The sequence below is a fragment of the Paraliobacillus sp. X-1268 genome, from assembly GCF_003426095.1.
Taxonomy (GTDB): domain Bacteria; phylum Bacillota; class Bacilli; order Bacillales; family Amphibacillaceae; genus Paraliobacillus_A; species Paraliobacillus_A zengyii.
In genome coordinates this window covers 492,125-509,870 of the sequence record NZ_QJSK01000001.1, presented here as the reverse complement: position 1 = coordinate 509,870, position 17,746 = coordinate 492,125, and the positions used below count along the sequence as shown (strand labels likewise).

19 protein-coding genes are annotated in these 17,746 nt (G+C 35.2%); all 19 read left to right on the top strand.

The window, feature by feature from the left end; all coding sequences use genetic code 11:
- The first annotated feature begins 20 nt into the window (after positions 1–20).
- The gene (ftsY, locus tag D2K62_RS02640; RefSeq protein WP_112180819.1) at positions 21–1,010 is read left to right on the top strand and encodes a signal recognition particle-docking protein FtsY; all 990 of its coding nucleotides are present in this window, start codon (positions 21–23) and stop codon (positions 1,008–1,010) included.
- An 85-nt stretch (positions 1,011–1,095) separates the two neighbouring features.
- Positions 1,096–1,422 (top strand): putative DNA-binding protein, encoded by a 327-nt coding sequence (locus D2K62_RS02635; protein ID WP_198663107.1) that lies wholly within the window; start codon positions 1,096–1,098, stop codon positions 1,420–1,422.
- A gap of 13 nt (positions 1,423–1,435) precedes the next feature.
- Positions 1,436–2,788: a signal recognition particle protein gene (gene ffh / locus D2K62_RS02630; RefSeq protein WP_112180820.1), complete on the top strand. Its 1,353-nt coding sequence runs from the start codon at positions 1,436–1,438 to the stop codon at positions 2,786–2,788.
- 81 nt (positions 2,789–2,869) lie between these two features.
- Entirely contained in the window at positions 2,870–3,142 is a 273-nt protein-coding gene (rpsP, locus tag D2K62_RS02625; protein WP_112180821.1) for a 30S ribosomal protein S16, read from the top strand.
- A gap of 14 nt (positions 3,143–3,156) precedes the next feature.
- On the top strand, positions 3,157–3,384 hold the full coding sequence (locus tag D2K62_RS02620) for a KH domain-containing protein (protein WP_112180822.1): 228 nt from the start codon (positions 3,157–3,159) through the stop codon (positions 3,382–3,384).
- A gap of 501 nt (positions 3,385–3,885) precedes the next feature.
- Positions 3,886–4,272, top strand: coding sequence for a YlqD family protein (locus tag D2K62_RS02615; protein WP_112180823.1), 387 nt, complete (start codon positions 3,886–3,888; stop codon positions 4,270–4,272).
- 12 nt (positions 4,273–4,284) lie between these two features.
- Positions 4,285–4,803 carry a ribosome maturation factor RimM gene (gene rimM, locus D2K62_RS02610; protein ID WP_112180824.1) on the top strand — a complete coding sequence of 173 codons (519 nt, stop codon included), beginning with the start codon at positions 4,285–4,287 and terminating at the stop codon, positions 4,801–4,803.
- Positions 4,803–5,537, top strand: a complete 735-nt coding sequence (trmD, locus tag D2K62_RS02605; protein WP_117160870.1) for a tRNA (guanosine(37)-N1)-methyltransferase TrmD — start codon at positions 4,803–4,805, stop codon at positions 5,535–5,537. The genes rimM and trmD overlap by 1 nt, the downstream gene beginning before the upstream one ends.
- 140 nt (positions 5,538–5,677) lie before the next feature.
- Complete coding sequence (rplS, locus tag D2K62_RS02600) at positions 5,678–6,022, top strand: 50S ribosomal protein L19 (RefSeq protein WP_112180826.1); 345 nt, start codon at positions 5,678–5,680, stop codon at positions 6,020–6,022.
- Positions 6,023–6,150: 128 nt separating this feature from the next.
- Positions 6,151–6,714 carry a signal peptidase I gene (gene lepB, locus D2K62_RS02595; RefSeq protein WP_112180827.1) on the top strand — a complete coding sequence of 188 codons (564 nt, stop codon included), beginning with the start codon at positions 6,151–6,153 and terminating at the stop codon, positions 6,712–6,714.
- 12 nt (positions 6,715–6,726) lie between these two features.
- On the top strand, positions 6,727–7,575 hold the full coding sequence (gene ylqF, locus D2K62_RS02590; protein WP_112180828.1) for a ribosome biogenesis GTPase YlqF: 849 nt from the start codon (positions 6,727–6,729) through the stop codon (positions 7,573–7,575).
- A 124-nt stretch (positions 7,576–7,699) separates the two neighbouring features.
- Entirely contained in the window at positions 7,700–8,467 is a 768-nt protein-coding gene (locus tag D2K62_RS02585; RefSeq protein ID WP_117160869.1) for a ribonuclease HII, read from the top strand.
- A gap of 10 nt (positions 8,468–8,477) precedes the next feature.
- Positions 8,478–10,724: a hypothetical protein gene (locus D2K62_RS02580; protein WP_117160868.1), complete on the top strand. Its 2,247-nt coding sequence runs from the start codon at positions 8,478–8,480 to the stop codon at positions 10,722–10,724.
- The gene (locus tag D2K62_RS02575) at positions 10,721–11,014 is read left to right on the top strand and encodes an EscU/YscU/HrcU family type III secretion system export apparatus switch protein (RefSeq protein WP_112180831.1); all 294 of its coding nucleotides are present in this window, start codon (positions 10,721–10,723) and stop codon (positions 11,012–11,014) included. Before D2K62_RS02580 ends, D2K62_RS02575 begins: the two co-directional genes overlap by 4 nt.
- Positions 11,015–11,274: 260 nt before the next feature.
- A complete protein-coding gene (gene dprA, locus D2K62_RS02570) occupies positions 11,275–12,201 on the top strand; it encodes a DNA-processing protein DprA (RefSeq protein WP_112180832.1) in 927 nt (308 codons plus the stop codon).
- A gap of 158 nt (positions 12,202–12,359) precedes the next feature.
- Positions 12,360–14,438 carry a type I DNA topoisomerase gene (gene topA / locus D2K62_RS02565; protein WP_112180833.1) on the top strand — a complete coding sequence of 693 codons (2,079 nt, stop codon included), beginning with the start codon at positions 12,360–12,362 and terminating at the stop codon, positions 14,436–14,438.
- A gap of 342 nt (positions 14,439–14,780) precedes the next feature.
- A complete protein-coding gene (xerC, locus tag D2K62_RS02560) occupies positions 14,781–15,701 on the top strand; it encodes a tyrosine recombinase XerC (protein WP_112182701.1) in 921 nt (306 codons plus the stop codon).
- A 13-nt stretch (positions 15,702–15,714) separates the two neighbouring features.
- Positions 15,715–16,260, top strand: coding sequence for an ATP-dependent protease subunit HslV (hslV, locus tag D2K62_RS02555; RefSeq protein WP_112180834.1), 546 nt, complete (start codon positions 15,715–15,717; stop codon positions 16,258–16,260).
- A gap of 18 nt (positions 16,261–16,278) precedes the next feature.
- Positions 16,279–17,679, top strand: a complete 1,401-nt coding sequence (hslU, locus tag D2K62_RS02550; RefSeq protein WP_112180835.1) for an ATP-dependent protease ATPase subunit HslU — start codon at positions 16,279–16,281, stop codon at positions 17,677–17,679.
- The last annotated feature ends 67 nt before the right edge of the window (positions 17,680–17,746 follow it).

Here is a 17,746-nt window from a genome sequence, read left to right as displayed (position 1 = left end):
AGCTAGAGAGGAAGTAATATATGAGTTTTTTTAAAAAGTTAAAAGAGAAATTTACTACAACAGAAGAAGAAAGCAATGTATCAGATAAGTACAAAGAAGGTCTATCCAAAACAAGAGATTCTTTTTCTAGCAAGATTAACAATTTAGTTGCACGCTATCGGACAGTTGATGAAGATTTCTTTGAAGATTTAGAAGAAATCTTAATCCAAGCAGATGTCGGTGTGATGACTGTAATGGATTTAGTAGAAGAATTAAAAACAGAAGTGAAACGACAAAACATTAAAGATACAGCTAATTTGAAAGAAGTTATTTCTGAGAAATTAGTGGAGATTTATGCTGGTGATGATGATGTTAACACGAAACTAAACATACAAGATGATGATCTTTCTGTTATTCTTTTTGTTGGGGTCAATGGTGTAGGTAAAACAACAACAATTGGTAAAATGGCTCATCAACTAAAAGAGCAAGGGAAAAAAGTAGTATTAGTAGCAGGTGATACATTTAGAGCTGGCGCTATTGAACAGCTTGAAGTATGGGGAGAACGTGTTGGAGTTGATGTAATTAAACAGACTGCAGGAAGTGATCCTGCTGCCGTTATTTATGACGGTGTTAAAGCAGCGAAATCTCGCGGTGCAGATGTTTTGCTTTGTGATACAGCTGGCAGATTACAAAATAAAGTTAACTTAATGAATGAGCTCTCGAAAGTAAAAAGAGTAATTGAACGGGAGATTCCTGGCGCTCCACATGAAGTGCTCCTTGTGTTAGATGCAACAACTGGACAAAATGCATTAAGTCAAGCTAAAACATTCTCTGAGTCAACGGATGTTTCTGGAATTGTCTTAACTAAATTGGATGGTACAGCTAAAGGTGGGATTGTGCTAGCAATTCGAAAAGAATTGAAAATCCCTGTTAAGTACGTTGGATTAGGTGAAAAAGTCACAGATCTAGAAGAATTTGATGCTCATGCATTTGTTTATGGTTTATTTGCTGATATGATTGAAAAGGAATAGACAATATAGAATCCTTGACAGACAAGTAAGCTATCGTCTACTATTTTAAATGTAAAGGTCTTTCACTTAACAAGGAGTGTTTATATTGTTAGAAAAAACAACAAGGGTTAATTTTTTATTCGACTTTTATCAAGCATTATTAACACCAAAACAACGTAATTACATGGAAATGTATTATTTAGAAGACTATTCATTAGGTGAAATATCGGAAACATATACGATCTCAAGGCAAGCTGTCTACGACAATATTAGACGAACTGAAGCAATGTTAGAGGCATATGAAGAAAAACTCGAGCTGTATGATAAATTTATATCTCGACAAAAGTTACTTAATGAATTACAAGAAATACCAGAAATAGATACACATGTACAAGCAAAAAAAATCGTGAATGATTTAAAAGAATTAGATTAGGAGGACACCCTCTATGGCATTTGAAGGTTTAGCAGATCGTCTGCAACAAACAATGAAAAAAATGACTGGCAAAGGGAAAGTTAGTGAGCAAGATGTAAAGGAAATGACCCGGGAGGTTCGTCTTGCTTTATTAGAAGCCGATGTAAACTTTAAAGTAGTAAAAGACTTTGTCAAACGGATTAAAGAACGTGCGGTTGGCCAAGAAGTAATGAATAGCTTAACCCCGGGCCAACAAGTAATTAAAGTAGTAAAAGAAGAACTAACCGAGTTAATGGGTGGAGAACAGAGTAAGATAGCAGTAAGTGAAAGATCACCAACAGTTATTATGATGGTTGGTTTACAAGGTGCAGGTAAAACAACTACATCTGGTAAATTAGCGAACCTACTTCGAAAAAAACATAATCGCAAACCAATGTTAGCAGCAGCTGACGTTTATCGTCCAGCAGCAATTAACCAATTGGAGACGATCGGTTCACAACTAAGTATTCCTGTTTTTTCAATGGGTACAGAAGCAAATCCAGTTGATATTGCTAATGAAGCTATTGCAAAAGCGAAAGAAGAACATCATGATTACGTTATTATCGATACTGCAGGTCGATTGCATGTAGATGAAAATTTAATGGATGAATTAAAACAAATCAAAACAAATGTTTCACCAGATGAAATATTCTTAGTTGTTGATGCAATGACTGGTCAAGACGCAGTTAATGTTGCGGAGAGTTTTGATGAGCAATTAAATATCTCAGGTGTTATATTGACCAAGCTAGATGGTGACACACGTGGTGGTGCAGCCCTTTCTATTAAGGCTGTCACAGATAAACCAATTAAATTCGCAGGTATGGGCGAAAAGTTAGATGAGTTAGAGCCGTTTCATCCTGAAAGAATGGCCTCTCGTATTCTAGGTATGGGAGATGTCTTGTCATTAATTGAAAAGGCGCAAGATAATGTCGACGAAAAGAAAGTGAAAGAGCTTGAGCAGAAAATGCGTTCCTCATCCTTTACATTTGATGACTTCCTTGATCAGATGGCACAAGTCAAAAACATGGGACCGCTAGAAGATATACTTGGTATGATACCAGGTGCGAACAAAATGAAAGGTCTTAAAAATGTGCAATTGGATGAGAAACAACTTGTACATGTAGAGGCTATTATTCAATCTATGACAAAACAAGAACGCCAAGAGCCTAGCATCATGAATGCCAGTCGTAAAAAACGTATTGCTAAAGGAGCAGGACGCCCTGTATCTGAAGTGAATCGGTTATTAAAACAGTTTGATGAAATGAAAAAAATGATGAAACAAATGACCAATACACAACCAGGTAAGAAGGGTAAAAAGGGAAAAGGATTTAATTTTCCGTTCATGTAATGTAAAAACACTTTACAGACAATAAAATTTCTGATAGAATCAAAACTTGAGTAAAACATTTATAAATGGAGGTGCGAAAGCATGGCAGTAAAAATCCGCTTAAAGCGCATGGGGTCAAAACGTAATCCCTTTTATCGTGTAGTAGTAGCTGATTCTCGTTCTCCTCGTGATGGACGTTTAATTGAGCAAATTGGCACATACAATCCGGTTGCTAATCCGGTTGAAGTGAAATTAGATGAAGATAAAGCATTAGACTGGATGTCAAAAGGTGCAAAACCAAGTGACACAGTTCGTAACTTATTCTCTAATGAAGGCATCATGAAGAAATTCCACGAGTCTAAAAACCAAAAGTAAAGGTTTGTGATTAATTGGAAACTTTAATTCAAACAATCATTGAGCCGTTAGTTGATCATCCAGAAGAAATTCAGGTTAACGTCAAGGAAGAATCCAGTAAGATGGTTTATCATCTTACTGTTCATCCAGATGATGTTGGAAAAGTGATCGGTAAGAATGGGCGAATTGCTAAAGCGATTCGTACAGTGGTTTATGCCGCAGGATCAGATACAAATAACCGTATTTATCTTGATATTATGTAAAGCAGGGAAGGGATATTTTAAACCTTCCCTGTTTCTCTATATACAAGTAAATATCTAAACTTTCTCAACCTAAAATAAGCATGCTGTCTAAAAGACTTTTGTTTATTACGAAACAACAATTAATTCTGAGGTAACACCCTCGCTATGGAAGCGAATGGGCTCTCTTTCTGGTGGGGTGGGAACAGCGCGGGCCGAAGTTAGCTGAAGCCGTGCCCACGGAAAGCGAAGTATATTTCCAAAGCGGTATGCTGCATTTTCTATCAATTTCGTAAAATGTATCGCAAAGATGCTTACGAGAAGAGCATGAAGTCAACTTAACTTTTGATTGTGAGACTTTTTAAGTTTAACAAGATTTAAATGTCTAGTTCAATCTGCAAAAGTTAAGTGAAGAACTTTTTAAAAAATACAAATTAAAATATATCTACATAGGCTTTAAATAAGATATACTAGTATAAGAATAGGTGTCATAACTTTGTACAAGATAAGAAAGGTTGATAATCTGTGCAGATTATTCAAAAAATACTAGTAAAACAAGTTATAACAGAATCAAGTAAAACATTAATTCAAAAGAATTTCAAAAAGAAATTACAACAACTTGAACAAGAAAGTCAGCAATTAATTTTTGAACGTAAAAAATTAGAACATAAACCAGGCGTTGATAAATATAAGGTGAACAAACGTTTTCAGGATGAGATACAAAAACGTGAGGAAAGAAAAAAACAGATCCACTTTCAATTGGATCAATTAGAAATAGTACCAATTGGAACAGAAATCGTAGAGAATGAAGTAGAAGCACTTGTTGACGTTTATGAAGGTATGAATTGGCAGGAAGTGATGAAAGAACAAGCAATTATCATCCAAGATGGTATGGTTATTAGAATAGATTAAGAAGGTGAAAATATGGAGAATAAATTTTATAATGTAGGTAAAATAGTGAATACACATGGAATTAAAGGTGAAGTGAAGATCATCAGGATCACAGATTTTGATGATAGATTTGATAAAGGTAACACACTGTTCTTTTTAGGGAAAAACGAGAAAAAGCCAACTAAATTGACTGTTGTAAGTCATCGTATGCATAAACAATTTGATTTAGTCCAATTTGAGTCTTATAACACAATTGAAGCTGCCGAAAAACTAAAAGAAGGCATGCTAATGATTAAAGAGGAACAAAGAGGCACTTTAGATGAAGGTGATTTTTATTACCATGAGATTATTGGTTGCACAGTCTATACAAAAGAAAATGAAGAACTCGGTTTGGTTAAAGAGATTCTAGCACCTGGTGCAAATGATGTATGGGTTGTTACTAGACCAAACCAAAAAGATTTATTAATTCCGTATATTCCGGATGTCGTAAAAGAAGTAGATACGATCGAGAAGAAAATTATCATTGATCCGATGGAAGGATTGCTAGATTAATGCATATTGATATACTAACGTTGTTTCCAGAGATGTTTGATGGCGTTATGCGATCATCAATATTAAGAAAAGCTCAAGAAGCGGCTGCATTTAACTATCAAACAATTGACTTTAGAGAATATACGGCCAATAAACATTATAAGGTTGATGATACACCTTATGGTGGTGGTGCTGGTATGGTGTTAATGCCACAACCAATATTTGATGCGGTTGAGGATGTCGCTAAAAAGTCAGATAAAAAACCTCGAATTGTTCTGTTGTGTCCACAAGGCGAAACGTATACACAACAGAAGGCGGAAGAATTCGCCAGGGAAGAACACCTCGTATTCATTTGTGGTCATTATGAAGGTTATGATGAAAGAATAAGACAAGAATTAGTTACGGATGAAATATCTATTGGTGATTATGTCTTAACAGGAGGAGAACTTGGTGCGATGGTTATAATTGATAGCGTTGTTCGCCTTCTTCCAGGTGTTTTAGGTAATGAAGCATCTGCAAGTCAAGATTCATTTTCGAATGGATTGTTAGAACATCCACATTATACACGCCCAGCAAACTTTAGAGGTATGGAAGTTCCTTCTGTGTTACTATCTGGTCACCATAAGAATATTGATGATTGGAGAAAAAAACAATCTATTCAACGAACATTTGAAAGAAGAAAAGATTTGTTGGAAAAGTACCCTTTGTCAGATCAAGAAAAAGATTGGATAAAAGATTTCGAAGACGATAAATAAGAAAGAAGTAATGGTTGAACTGCAGAACAAAATGTGTTATATTATTTGTTGTGCTTAAGTGAATACTTAGGTCGTATAAACGATGTTCCGCTGTTAAGGTATCTAGGATATGAGCATTAGTTTGGAAGGAGTGTGACATAATGCAACAGATAATTGAGCAATTAACTAAAGAACAACTTCGTTCAGATCACCCTGAGTTTCGTCCTGGTGATACAGTGAAGGTTCACGTTAAAGTTGTCGAAGGAACGCGTGAACGTATTCAGCTATTTGAAGGTGTTGTTATTAAACGCCAAAATGGTGGAATTAGTGAAACATTTACTGTTCGTAAAATTTCTTATGGTGTAGGTGTTGAACGTACTTTTCCAGTACATTCTCCACGTCTAGATAAGATTGAAGTTTCTCGTCGCGGTAAAGTACGTCGTGCGAAACTTTATTACCTACGTGAATTACGTGGTAAAGCAGCACGTATTAAAGAAGATCGCTAATTTTAAATGTAAAAGGAGCTTGCTCAGTCAAGCTCCTTTTTCTCATCTAAAAACAATATTAATTATTCTATATTTCACTATACTATACATAACAATAGGAATGAGATTCGTATCGGAGGAGAAACCTAATGGCAAAGAAAAAGAAAAGCGAGTGGTTTGAATGGCTTAAATCATTAGCGATTGCAATTTTACTAGCTTTCATTGTGAAAACTTTTCTATTCTCGCCAATAATAGTTGATGGACCTTCTATGCAGCCAAATCTAGAAGATGGCGATCATATGATTGTAAATAAGCTAAACTACAAAATTAATGAACCAGAACGATTTGATATTGTTGTCTTTCATGCAACAGAGGAAAAAGATTATATCAAGCGTGTAATTGGATTACCTGGGGAAACTGTAGAATTGGCTGATGATACCCTTTATATAGATGGCGAAGCAGTGGAGGAAACATTCTTAACGGATGAAAAATCGCAGCTTTCAGATGGACAAGTATATACAATGAATTTTTCTATGGATGAAATACCAGGTGGATCACTAGTAATTCCAGAAGATCACGTTTTGGTACTAGGAGATAATAGAAATAACTCTACAGATAGCAGAATGCTTGGATTTATCTCATATGATCAACTTGTTGGAAATGCTGTCTTTATCTATTGGCCATTAAATCGATTTGGCTTTGCAAATGAATAGGAGGTTTTATTTATGACCATTCAATGGTTTCCAGGCCATATGGCAAAAGCTAGGCGTGAAGTGCAAGAAAAACTGAAGCTTGTAGATTTCGTAATTGAATTGGTTGATGCTAGAGCGCCGTTATCATCAGAAAATCCAATGTTACATCAAGTGATACAACAAAAACCGAAGATGCGTGTCTTAATGAAACGAGATTTAGCTGATCCAACTGCAACAAAACAATGGATTAAGTATAATGAATCCAATGAAATACCCACTATAGCTGTCGATGTACAAAATAAACAAGATATTCAACAAGTAATCGAAATGGCTAAAAAGATGAGCGAAGAGAAGATGGCACGATTAAAACGTAAGGGTGTCCGACCCCGAGCTGGACGTGCAATGATTATTGGTATTCCTAATGTTGGTAAGTCAACTTTAATTAATCGACTTGTCAATCGAAAGATTGCAAAAACAGGAGATAGACCAGGGATTACCAAAAGCCAACAATGGATTAAGATAAATAAGGATTTTGAGTTATTAGATACGCCGGGTATATTATGGCCAAAATTTGAAGATCAATTGGTTGGTTATCGGTTAGCCGCAATTGGTACTATTAAAGATCAATTGTTACCTATAGATGATGTAGCTGTTTTTGTATTAGAATATCTCCAAGAAAACTATTTTTCATTGTTAGAAGCACGCTATCAATTATCGGAGCCAATAGATGACATGGAAAAGTTGTTTGAACATATTGGTAGGCTCAGAGGTTCATTAGAGAGTGGCGGTTATATTAACTTAGAAAAAACAGCAGAACTTATCATACATGACCTTCGAATTGGGAAGATCGGTAGAATTACCTTGGAAAGACCCGAAAATTAAAATTGTTACGTTTTTTCTTTAAAAGTACAATAATAGTAGAGAAATAAAGACATTCCAATTGCGGATGTCTTTATTTTTTGAAATAGTAGACGATATAAGATATATATGTGAGAGGAAGATTGTGATGGGGAATAAACAATCAATCGCTGAAATTAAGGCGATGTTAAATGAAGGAGCTGCTACGGCAGAGGAAATAGATAACTATAAAATGGATCCAAGAAAAGGCGTTCAGGCAGCTGTAAAACAATATGATCAAAAATTGGCAAAAGAAGACGAGCTGTCTGCACAATTTGAACAAATGATGACATATGAACGTAAAAACTATCAACTGGGAAAGAAGTTAATTGCAGGAATTGATGAAGTAGGTCGAGGACCTTTGGCAGGACCAGTTGTAGCTGCGGCAGTTATCTTACCAGAGGATATTTATCTCCCAGGTATTAATGATTCAAAGAAAATGTCTAAAGCAATGAGAGAAACCCTTTACGATAAGATTAAAGAACACGCTATTTGTTATAGTATAGGTATTATTGATAACAATGAGATAGATCGGATTAATATTTACCAAGCAACAATAAAAGCGATGATGCAAGCAGTCAGTAAATTAAGTCATGCTCCTGATCATGTATTAATTGACGCCATGTCACTTCCAAATGTGTCGTTTACAACCGAGTCCATAATTAAAGGTGATCAAAAAAGTATTTCAATAGCAGCAGCTAGTATACTAGCTAAAGTGACACGAGACAAAATGATGCTCGATCTACATAGAGAATTTCCCAACTATTACTTTAATAAAAACCAAGGTTATGGTACGAAAGATCATATTAAAGCATTAGAGGAATATGGGATCACACCAATTCATCGGCAATCATTTGCACCGATAAAACGAAAGTGAGGGGATTTAGATGGCTTTTCAATCAATGGATGTGTCATCAATACTTCGGTCAGCTTCATCCTCAAAAGTACAGCAAAATCAAATGGTCTTAAGACCAGGCCAAATCTTATCAGGTAAAATACTAGAAATCTATCCAAATCAACGTGCGTCTGTTCAATTGGGGAATCAGCAATTTGTTGCCCAATTACAGACAGCATTGAATCTTGATGGCGAGTATTTCTTTCAGGTACAAACTGGTAATAAGTTAGTGCATCTAAAGGTTTTAACAGACATACCTGCAAATCAAACATCACAAAACCAGGCGTCTGCACTATTAAAGCAACTACAGTTACCAGTGACAAAAGAAAATCTCCAGTTTGTAAAACAGTTACTGACATCTGATATTCCTTTTCGTCCATCCGAGTTAAAGCAAGCTTTGCAAATGCAACAAGGAAAAGGTAGTAAAGGAACTGTATTGCTTATGGATATGATGCGTCGTCAATTGCCGATTACCTCAACAATGTACGGGGCAATGTCTAGTGAGGGAAAGCAGTCTTTAAATACACAATTGCAAAATTTACAGAATATTTTAGGGGAATCAGTCGAAAACGAACCGTTACTTAATCGCATTAATGCACTACTACCAGATCGATCTAAAATAACGAGCCAAAATGATTTATCTAACGTTCTTTCGAGACAAATCAAAAATGGTGATCAAGCTATTATACAACTAGTAAGACAGGCGGGTATTACTGACCAGCAACAAGCGAGATCGAACTCAAATCAACAATTACTTTTAACAAAATTAACTACATTAGCACAGTCTCAATTAGGTTTAACCGATCAACATGTTGATCGGTTCCAAAAGATAGTGCAGTATTCTACTACAAATGGTGGAACAATAGCACCGCAACAACTACAAGACTTGCAAACATTTTTGAATGAACCTGGTACTTCATCTAAAATAGCTAATAGTTTAACAGGGGTTGCAAAACAAAAGTTCTTGAATTGGCAACAGCAACCCACCTTATCAAATTTAGTGCCAGTCGTGGCTGCATTAAAAAAGGTTGCAGATCAACAAGTTACGAAAAGTGTAGAAAGTAAATTAACAGATCTTCTAGCCTCATATTCAAAAACAAATAATCAGGTGCAATCGAACATACAAAATGATTTGTCGACTTTACTTTCTAAACAAATTCAAAATGGTGATCAAGATGTCATACAATTAGTGAAGCAAGCGGGTATTCTTTCAAAAGAAATAAATCAGCAACAACCGAATGGACTAAGTTCTTCTATTAATAATCAATCGGCTTTTGCAAGCTTAAAAGCATTATTTCAAGTGCAATTGTCACTAACTGATGCACAAGTGTACCAATTTCAAAAATTGGTTCCAACGAATTCTAGTGAAACGAAAGTGTCTGCACAGTTACAAACATTTTTAGAACAAGCAGGTGTTGCGTCAAAAATAGCCAGTGTCTTAACTGGAGAAGCAAAACAAAATTTTATCAATTGGCAGCAACAAGGTTCAATAGCAAACTCAGAAGAAGTGTATGCTGATTTAAAAAGAGTCGCAGAACAACAACTCCCTAAAAATATGGAGAATAAATTAACAGATTTGTTAGCACCTTTATCTAGGGAAAGCGGTAATTTTTCAACGAAAGAGCAGTTCTTGTTACACGCGAAGCAGTTCCTATCATTTTCTGGATTAGATTATGAACACCAACTTCTTCAAGAAAATAGTAAGAACATCCAACAAGAAAATAGTTTAAAGCAATTAATATTACAGTCGTTGCAAACTGGTCATATAGGAAAAGCAGAATTAGAATCGCTCTTACAAACACTAAATGGCATGCAATTAGCTAGTGTAAGAGAAGAAGCGGGTTTTCTTCAAGCAAGTATGCAATTACCAGGTTTATTTGGATTAGAGAAAGATGTCAAAATAGATTTTGAAAGCAAAAAAGGAGAAGATGGCCAGATAAATCCTGATTTCTGCCGCGTAGTATTCTATCTATCATTAGAAAAAATGGGAGATACGATGATAGATATGTCGATTCAGAAAAGAGTTGTACAGTTAACGATTCATAATCAACATGAAGAGGTCGCTTCGTTGTTGGATGGGGTAAAACCCTTACTTCAGCAAGGTTTAGAGAATAATGGGTATCAGCTTTCCACAGTGAAATACAAACAACTACCAGTTGAAGTTGAAAATAATAACCCTATATTACCAAAAAAAGAGGTGCAATCATCCCTTCACCAAGGAGTTGATTATCGAATATGAATGATGAATATAAATCTAAAAGAGCAATTGCACTACGCTATGATCAAAAGAGTGAACAAGCACCGAAAGTTTCTGCGACAGGAAAAGGATATGTTGCAGAACAAATTATTGAAAAAGCAAAAGAAGCTAATGTACCAATTCAAGAAGATCATAATTTAGTTGAACTATTAGGAGAACTAAATATTAATGAAAAGATACCAGAGGAACTATATCAAGTAGTCGCGGAAGTTTTCTCTTATATCTACCATGTAGATAAAAACTTAGAATTAGATCGACGAAAAAGTAAATAAGTAAACCCCCAATCTTTTAAAGTAGAGTGGGGGTTTATTATTTATGAAAGATAGATGATTTAAATATTCAAAACCTCAATTTCATTTGAGGAACGGGTAATGAAGATAACTTGGATGATTAGCAAGGTCTATCTTTGAGGTCGTATAGTATTGTTTATAGTAAAAAACATATGGACAATTACCTACCAATTTTATACTATAGAGTTAATGCTTCCATTGGATTACTAGATAACCTAAATTTAAAAAAGGAGTGCTGTTTATTGTATAATGCTCGTTTTCGACTTATTCACCTTCATCGATCTACCGCTACAACAAGAGCCCTTATTCATAACATACTAAAAATTGACCCTACCCTCACAACTTTATATGATTTGAAGCCAACTGATTTCATTTCACTTTTATCGTTATCATCTGATCGCGCAAACAAATTACACCAAGATCTACATAATAAGACGTTAATTGAAACCATACAGCAAGACCTGGATCAGTTTCATATATGGACAATTTTAGATCCAAATTACCCGTTAGCACTTAGGATGATACCAGATCCACCACTTGTATTATACGGATTAGGAAACTCGGAATTATTTAAGCATACACCAGCTTTAAGTGTAATTGGAACTAGAAATCCTTCGTCTGAAGCAAAACGAAAAATGCACTACATACTAACGCCATTAGTTAAAACGGGTTGGTTGTTTGTTAGTGGTATGGCATTGGGTATTGATGGTTATGCACATAAAATGGCATGCCATTTTGAAGGTAAAACAATAGCGGTGTTAGGTGGTGGACTTCGACATGTTTATCCTAAACAACATAAAGAATTATTTAGACAATTAGTAGAAGAACAATTGGTTGTTTCTGAGTATCCTCCTAGCTTTCCACCTCAACGCTATTATTTCCCCGAACGCAATCGAATAATAAGTGGCTTAGGATTTGGAACAATTGTAATAGAAGCTAAAGAAAAAAGTGGTTCTTTAATTACAGTAGATCAAGCCCTAGAACAGGGCAGAGAGGTATATGCCGTTCCAGGAGCTCCTTGGTTTATCCAAACGAATGGGTGTCATAAAATGATACAAGATGGCGCTAAATTGGTACAAAATACCTATGATTTGATAGAGGAATGGGAACGAATTGAGAAGAATTGGTGTCAAACTTTAAATGAAATTGGCCAAATATATGCTGATTAAGAAGATAAGTTACTTGCTTATGTTTGACAAATCAACAAAAAGTATTTAATAATAGTGAAGATTTATTAATAAAATGAACCTATTGTTAATTTTAGTGTATAGTGTGATTATAATCGAAAAAAGAGTAGAAGAAATGAAACCTCTTGGGAGGAAAAGAAATGGCAGATTATCTTGTAATAGTAGAATCACCAGCAAAAGCAAAAACAATTGAACGTTATTTAGGTAAAAAATATAAAGTGAAAGCATCAATGGGACACGTACGTGACTTACCGAAAAGTCAAATGGCTGTAGATGTAACCGATCACTTTACCCCGAGATATATCACGATTCGTGGTAAGGGTCCTGTCTTAAAAGAACTAAAAGCTGCAGCCAAAAAAGTTAAAAAAGTTTACCTAGCAGCTGACCCCGACAGAGAAGGGGAAGCAATTGCATGGCACCTTGCTCATAGCTTAGGTATCGATGAAACATCTGAATGTCGTGTGGTATTTAATGAAATAACAAAAGATGCAATAAAAGAATCATTTAAACATCCACGAAGTATTAATATGGATTTAGTAGATGCGCAACAAGCGCGCCGAATTCTAGATCGATTAGTAGGTTACAATATTAGTCCGCTTTTATGGAAAAAAGTAAAAAAAGGGCTTAGTGCTGGTAGAGTTCAATCAGTAGCAGTAAAAATGATTATTGATAGAGAACGTGAAATAGAGAAATTCGAACCAGAAGAATACTGGTCAATTGATGGATTATTTGACAAAGATAGTGAAATATTTGATGGCGCTTTTTATGGTATCAATGGTAAAAAGACCGCATTACCTAACAAAGATGAAGTAGATAAGATCTTAGCAGAATTAAAAGATAAATCATTCTTAGTAGACAAAGTGAAAAAACGAGAAAGAAAACGAAATCCATCAGCACCATTTATAACGTCATCAATTCAACAAGAAGCAGCTAGAAAATTGAATTTCAGAGCTCGAAAAACAATGATGGTTGCGCAACAGTTATATGAAGGAATTGATTTAGGTAAAAAAGATGGTGGAATTACCGGTTTGATCACATACATGAGAACAGATTCAACTCGTCTATCTGATACGGCTAAGAAAGAAGGAAAAGATTTTATTATCGAGAAGTACGGATCAGAATTTGTCGGAGATGTGAAACAGAAGAAAAACGCTGAAGGTGCACAAGATGCACACGAAGCAATTCGACCAACTGCAGCATTTCGTGATCCAGCTTCATTAAAAAGTATGTTATCAAGGGATCAGTATAGATTGTACAAGTTAATTTGGGATCGTTTTATTGCAAGCTTAATGGCTCCAGCAGTAATGGATACCATGACAGTACATTTATTGCAAAATGGTGTGGAATTTAGAGCCACTGGTTCTAAAGTCAAATTTAAAGGTTTTATGAAAGTATATGTAGAAGGTAACGATGATAACAAATCAGATGCTGATAAACTTTTACCAGACTTAGAAGAAGGTATGCAAGTAGAAGCAACTGAAATTAAACCGAACCAACACTTTACACAGCCACCTCCGCGCTACACGGAAGCACGGTTAGTCAAAACAATGGAGGAACAAGGTATTGGTAGACCATCAACCTATGCTCCTACGCTTGATACCGTTCAAAGACGTGGTTATGTTACATTAGATAATAAGCGATTTGTACCAACGGAACTAGGTTACATTGTACTTGATCTTGTTGAAGAATTTTTCCCGGAAATAATTGACGTTGATTTCACTGTTAAAATGGAAGGTGATTTGGATTCGGTCGAAGCAGGTACAACGAATTGGGTAAATATTATCGATGATTTTTACCAAGGATTTGATAAACGATTGAAGATAGCCGAACTTGAAATGGAAAAAGTTGAAATACGTGATGAACCAGCGGGTATTGACTGTGAATTTTGTGAACATGAAATGGTTTATAAAATGGGAAGATACGGAAAGTTTTTAGCGTGTTCCAATTTTCCAGATTGCCGTAACACGAAACCAATTTTAAAAGAAATTGGTGTGACGTGTCCTAAATGTAAAACGGGTAACGTAGTAGAAAGGAAATCGAAAAAGAAAAGAACTTTCTACGGATGTGATACGTATCCAGAATGTGATTTTATTTCATGGGATAAACCGGTATCACGACCGTGCCCTAAATGTGAAAGTCTTTTGGTTGAGAAGAAAGCTAAAAAAGGAACACAAATTCAATGTACAGCTTGTGATTATAAAGAAGAAACACAAGAATAGGCCATACTTAAAAGCAGTTTGTGATATATCGCAAACTGCTTTTTTTCAATGAATTATATGATTTTATTAATAGATAAGGATATATTTCGCAATAGTAGGATATAAATGATACTAATAGAAAAATTATAATAATGAGAAAAATGAACCAATTGGAAACAGTTCAAAATATTGATTGACATTCTCTTTTGAAACAGCTATAATTTTTCGGTGGTAAGTAATTATACTTGACAGGATAAAAAGTAATTGTACATACCTTTAAAACAATTCAGAATTTTCAATTGCATCCTTACATGTAATATGTTAAGCTTTAACCGCCTATGATGAGGTGAATTTATGGAACTAATGGATGAAAATACAAAACTACTGCAACAATTCCAGGAATACTTGCAAATCGAAAAAAATGCATCGCCTTACACATTAATTTATTATACAAAAGATATTGAAACATTTTACAAATTTCTTTCAGAAGAATCAATTGATTTCTTACCTGATATTGATTACCATGTAGTTCGTTTGTTTTTGACAAAACAATATGATCTACAGTTATCAAGACGAAGTGTATCTAGAAAAATATCAAGTTTACGTAGTTTTTTTCGATTCTTAGAGCGGGAAGAAAAAGTACAAACAAATCCTTTTTTAAACCTTACACTTCCAAAAGCAGATAAGTTAGTGCCAGACTTTCTATATCAACAAGAGCTAGAAAAGTTATTTGCGATTTGTGATTTAGAGACTCCGTTAGGGCAAAGAAATCAAGCGATCTTAGAGCTAATGTATGCTACAGGAATTCGTGTTAGTGAATGCACAACGCTAACGAAAGAGGCAGTTGACTTTAGTTTAAAGACGATCTTAGTTATAGGTAAGGGACGGAAGGAACGGTATATACCTTTTGGTTCTTTTGCAGAAACAGCTTTACAACGTTATATAAATGATGGTCGAGAAATTCTGTTGAAAAAATCGAGTTCTTTTCCAACTAATACGATCTTTTTGAATGCCAAAGGTACACCACTTACGACGCGTGGGGTTCGATTGATTTTTAATAATTTAGTGAAGGATACAGCGTTAACAATTAACCTTCACCCGCATACGCTTCGGCACACTTTTGCTACCCATATGCTAAATGCAGGTGCTGATCTAAGAAGTGTGCAAGAATTATTAGGACATGAACATCTTTCGTCTACACAAATCTATACGCATGTAACGAAGGATCGACTGCGCCATATTTATATGGATAGTCACCCTCGTGCTATTAATAGAGACAAATGAAAGAGGTGGAATGATGAGTTCAGAATTTCATGCGACAACCATTTTTGCTATTCAACATAACGGCGAGTGTGCAATGAGTGGCGATGGTCAAGTAACAATGGGAAATGCAGTAGTAATGAAACATAAGGCCCGTAAAGTTCGTAAATTAGCTAAGGGTCAAGTTTTAGCTGGTTTTGCTGGCTCAGTTGCAGATGCGTTTACACTTTTTGAAAAGTTTGAAGCTAAACTTGAGGCGTTTAACGGAAATCTTCAACGTTCTTCGGTTGAATTAGCAAAGGAATGGCGAAGCGATAAAGTTTTACGTAAGCTAGAAGCGATGCTGATTGTAATGAACAAAGAAACATTATTACTCGTTTCAGGAACTGGTGAAGTAATCGAACCGGATGATGGCGTGTTAGCCATTGGTTCAGGTGGTAATTACGCGCTTGCTGCTGGTAGAGCGTTGAAATATCACAGTTCAGAATTATCCGCTAAAGATATTGCGCAAGCAGCTTTAGAAATAGCGGGAGATATTTGTGTGTATACAAATGATCAAATTACATTAGAAGTAATTGAGTAAAGTAGGGAGGCAATGTATATGGGAATGGATATGTCCCCGAAACAAATAGTTACGGAGTTGGATAAGTTCATTATTGGTCAAAAACAAGCGAAAAAATCGGTTGCTATTGCACTCAGAAATCGTTATCGTAGAATGCAATTAGATGATAAGATACGCGATGAGATTGTTCCGAAAAACATTATAATGATTGGTCCTACTGGTGTTGGTAAAACAGAAATTGCTAGAAGGTTGGCTAAACTAGTAGGTGCTCCTTTTGTAAAAGTAGAAGCGACAAAGTTCACAGAAGTTGGCTATGTTGGACGTGATGTGGAATCAATGGTGCGTGATCTTGTAGAAATGGCCATTCGAATGGTTAAAGAAGAGAAAATGGAACAAGTGCAAGATAAGGCGAAAGAGTTGGCTACTCAACGTTTAATTAAATTACTTGTACCTGTTGCGAAAAAACAACAGAATAATTTTAAAAATCCATTTGAAATGCTTTTCCAAGGTCAAGACACACAAGAAGAACAAACAGATGAAACCGATGAGAAAGATCAAGAAATCGAAACGAAACGCGAACGTATTGCCCGACAGTTAAACTTAGGTGAACTGGAAGACGTTATTGTTTCTGTTGAAGTGGAAGAGCAAACTCCTTCCATGTTTGATATGATGCAAGGTTCGGGTATGGAACAAATGGGAATGAATATGCAAGATGCATTTGGTCAACTAATGCCTAAGAAAAAGAAAAAAAGAAAATTATCGGTTAAAGATGCAAGAAACATTTTAACTCAACAAGAAGCAAATAAATTAATTGACATGGATGAAGTTACACAAATCGCAACGAATAAAGTAGAACAATCAGGTATTATATTCATTGATGAGATTGATAAAGTTGCTGCTAAAAATGACCAACAAGCAAATGTATCTAGAGAAGGCGTCCAACGTGATATTTTGCCAATTATTGAGGGTTCAACGGTAGTAACAAAATACGGAGCAGTAAAAACTGACCATATCTTATTTATTGCAGCTGGTGCTTTTCATATGGCTAAACCTTCTGATTTAATTCCTGAATTGCAAGGTCGATTTCCAATTCGTGTTGAATTAGAAAAACTGTCGATAGAAGATTTTAAGCGAATCTTAGTCGAACCTTCTAATGCGCTATTAAAACAATATCAAGCTTTATTAAAAACAGAAGGTATTGAGGTACTGTTCACAGATGAGGCGATTACGCGTTTAGCTGAAGTAGCATTTCAAGTTAATCAAGAAACCGATAACATTGGTGCTAGAAGACTGCATACTATTCTAGAAAAGTTATTAGAAGAATTATCGTATGAAGCATCAGATGTAACAATGCCGACAATTGAGATTACAGAAAGCTATGTTGATGATAAATTAAGCTCTATTGCTAAAAACAAAGATTTAAGTCAATATATATTATAAACTTGAAAATGTGTAATCCGATTAAAGGATACTATTTTCAGTTATCTTACAGTTCATATAACAGGAT

Bases quoted from the DNA above. Each gene is read 5' to 3' on its own strand.
- ftsY (WP_112180819.1), top strand. From the start codon at position 21: ATGAGTTTTTTTAAAAAGTTAAAAGAGAAATTTACTACAACAGAAGAA.
- ffh (WP_112180820.1), top strand. From the start codon at position 1,436: ATGGCATTTGAAGGTTTAGCAGATCGTCTGCAACAAACAATGAAAAAA.
- rpsP (WP_112180821.1), top strand. From the start codon at position 2,870: ATGGCAGTAAAAATCCGCTTAAAGCGCATGGGGTCAAAACGTAATCCC.
- rimM (WP_112180824.1), top strand. From the start codon at position 4,285: ATGGAGAATAAATTTTATAATGTAGGTAAAATAGTGAATACACATGGA.
- trmD (WP_117160870.1), top strand. From the start codon at position 4,803: ATGCATATTGATATACTAACGTTGTTTCCAGAGATGTTTGATGGCGTT.
- rplS (WP_112180826.1), top strand. From the start codon at position 5,678: ATGCAACAGATAATTGAGCAATTAACTAAAGAACAACTTCGTTCAGAT.
- lepB (WP_112180827.1), top strand. From the start codon at position 6,151: ATGGCAAAGAAAAAGAAAAGCGAGTGGTTTGAATGGCTTAAATCATTA.
- ylqF (WP_112180828.1), top strand. From the start codon at position 6,727: ATGACCATTCAATGGTTTCCAGGCCATATGGCAAAAGCTAGGCGTGAA.
- D2K62_RS02585 (WP_117160869.1), top strand. From the start codon at position 7,700: ATGGGGAATAAACAATCAATCGCTGAAATTAAGGCGATGTTAAATGAA.
- D2K62_RS02580 (WP_117160868.1), top strand. From the start codon at position 8,478: ATGGCTTTTCAATCAATGGATGTGTCATCAATACTTCGGTCAGCTTCA.
- D2K62_RS02575 (WP_112180831.1), top strand. From the start codon at position 10,721: ATGAATGATGAATATAAATCTAAAAGAGCAATTGCACTACGCTATGAT.
- topA (WP_112180833.1), top strand. From the start codon at position 12,360: ATGGCAGATTATCTTGTAATAGTAGAATCACCAGCAAAAGCAAAAACA.
- xerC (WP_112182701.1), top strand. From the start codon at position 14,781: ATGGATGAAAATACAAAACTACTGCAACAATTCCAGGAATACTTGCAA.
- hslV (WP_112180834.1), top strand. From the start codon at position 15,715: ATGAGTTCAGAATTTCATGCGACAACCATTTTTGCTATTCAACATAAC.
- hslU (WP_112180835.1), top strand. From the start codon at position 16,279: ATGGGAATGGATATGTCCCCGAAACAAATAGTTACGGAGTTGGATAAG.